This is a genomic window from Streptomyces cahuitamycinicus (assembly GCF_002891435.1).
Classification (GTDB): domain Bacteria; phylum Actinomycetota; class Actinomycetes; order Streptomycetales; family Streptomycetaceae; genus Streptomyces; species Streptomyces cahuitamycinicus.
The window spans coordinates 1-2,440 of the sequence record NZ_POUC01000720.1; the positions used below are offsets into that span (position 1 = coordinate 1).

The 2,440-nt window shown below is 74.2% G+C and carries 2 protein-coding genes; both read right to left on the bottom strand.

The window, feature by feature from the left end; all coding sequences use genetic code 11:
• Positions 1 to 1,098, bottom strand: a 1,098-nt coding sequence (locus tag C1J00_RS42045; RefSeq protein ID WP_102914069.1) for a glycosyltransferase, incomplete at its 3' end; no start/stop codon positions are given.
• 348 nt (positions 1,099 to 1,446) lie between these two features.
• Positions 1,447 to 2,440 (bottom strand): trypsin-like serine peptidase (locus C1J00_RS42055; protein WP_439333482.1); only part of this gene is annotated, 994 nt, incomplete at its 5' end.

Sequence of the window (2,440 nt, forward strand, 5' to 3'; positions counted from 1 at the left end):
CCGCAGGGGGACGGCACACGGGGCCGCCCCCAGGGTGACCAGGCGCGCCGCCCAGAAGCCGCCGTCGAACTGCACCGGCACCGGGATCGTGGGGACGCCCGCGCGCAGGACGGCGGCGGTGGTGCCGGCTCCGGCATGGTGGACGACGGCGGTCGTGCGGGGGAACAGCAGGGCGTGCGGCACGTCGCCCACCGTGATCACGTCATCGTCGTCGCTGTGGGTGGCGAGACCCGACCAGCCCTGCTGGATGATGCCGCGCAGTCCCGCCGTCCGCAGAGCACGCACGATCTCCGCGCTGAGGTGCCCGGGGTCCGGCACCGTGGCGCTGCCCAGTCCGACGAACACCGGTGGAGGCCCGGCGGCCAGGAACTCCTCCAGTTCGCCGGGCAGGGTGCGGGTGTCGTGGGGCCACCAGTACCCGGCGATGTCCAGCCCGGGGCGCCAGTCCCCGGGGCGGGGCACCACCCGTTCGCTGAATCCGTGCAGCACGGGCCAGTGCGCCCGCTCGTGGGCCCGGCGGCTCGCGGAGGGGCTGCGCGGCGCCATGCCGTGCCGGGTGCGCAGCCGGTGCACGGCCTGGGTGAAGACCCGGTCGACGGCGGAGAGGACGGCCCGTCCGCCCAGGTGGTTGCCCACCGTGCCGAGTGAGCGTCCGCCGAGCATGGGCGCGCCGAACTCGCGTGTCGGATGCTGGGGTTGGAGGAACAGGCCCAGGCTGGGCAGGTCCAGTCCCTCGGCGATGGCGCGGCCCAGCGGCGCGACGGCTCCGGCGGCCAGGACGATGTCCGCGCCGCGGGCCGCCTGGACCAGGGAGTCGGTCATCTCCTCGGCCGCGGACCGGGCCATCGACGCCACACGCAGCAGCTTGCCGAGGCCCGTGGTGCTGGCGTGCAGGCCGCGGCCGCGGTCGGAGTGGGACACGGCGTGCGGGTCGACCGGGGTCGGATGGAAGCGCATTCCCGTTCCGGCGGCCAGGGGTTCGAACAGGCCGTGGGTGGCCAGCGTGACCTCGTGCCCGCTCCGCGCCAGCCCCGCGCCCAGCCCGGTGTACGGCGCGACGTCGCCGCGCGATCCAGCCGTCATGATCACCACGCGCATGGGTCCAGTGTGGACCGGTCGGGCGGGCGGCACGTGGTACCTGACCGCACGTGGACGAAAATCGCCGGTGCGGGTGCTTCGCGGCCGGTTCCGCTCATGGCGGGCCGGAGTCCGGTATGCCGAGGAGGCGGGTGGCGGCCTGGCGCAGAAGTGGGAAGGGGTCCTCGGTCAGGGCCGCCGGCCGGCCGCGGGCCGTCTCGCTGTCCCGGCTACCCTCGCCGACGCCCGAGCGGGCGCCCGAGCCGGCGCCGACGCCCCGTCCGAGGCTCCGACAGCCGGTCAACGGCCCCGGAGCCGGGTGCTCCGCCGCGGTGGGGCGGAGCACCCGGCTCCCGGTGGGGCGGTGGATCAGGACGACTGGGCGCTCTGGTACAGGTTCTGGGCGTCCGTGCCGAAGTAGGGGCCGTACATGGCGTTCGGGAGGAAGTTGTACTTGAAGCTGTTCACCGAGGACTGAAGGCCGGTGCCGTTGGCCTCGCTGAACTGGGTGAACCAGGGGCCTCCGCTGGAGCCGCCGGTCATGTTGCAGCTCAGACCATGGTCATTGGACAGCAGGAAGTCGCGGGTCGTGGTGCCGCTGCAGTAGATGAACTTCTCGCCGTCGTAGGGCGCCGCGGCCGGGAAGCCGAAGGAGTACATGGCCTTGTTGTAGCCGGTGTTGAAGGCCAGGCCCTGCCCGCCGACGACGTCGGTCAGCTTCTTGCCGTCCAGCGGGGCGACCACGGCCGCGCCGATGTCGTAGTTGATGTCCTCACTGGCCGTCCACTGCGGCGTGGACAGGGTCTTGGACGCGGCCCAGGTGCCGTACGGGCGCTGCCCGTCGTGGTAGCCGGGTACGAAGACCCAGTTGGTGTGCCAGGCGCCCTCCATCTTCACGCAGTGACCCGCGGTGATCACGGTGCTCTTGTTGGCGCTGGTGACGGCGTTGCCGGAGCAGGACGCGGTGCGGCCCTGGTAGCTGAAGAACACCCGTCCCGCGGTCTTGGTCACCGCTCCCCCGCCGGACCAGGGGCCGCCCCTGTGCGGGAAGGCCAGGGGGCCCGTGGCGGAGGCGGGCGCGCTGGGGGCCACGACGGTCGCCTTGCCCGTGCGCGGTGCCGGTGCCCGTACGTCGGAGCGGTCGACGGAGAGGAGGTCGAGCGGGGTGGCCTCGCGCATGCGCTGCGGGGTCCAGAAGGCCAGGGCGCGTTCCTGCGCCGAGGCGGTCGTCACGCCGGGGTCCGGTGCGGCGCTCGCCGGTGCGGCGGTGACGCCGGTCGCCAGGAGCGCGGCGATGCCGGCGAGCGCGCCGAGGACGGAGCGGCGGACGGGGGTGCCGCCGCCGGACGGGCGGGGGCTGCGG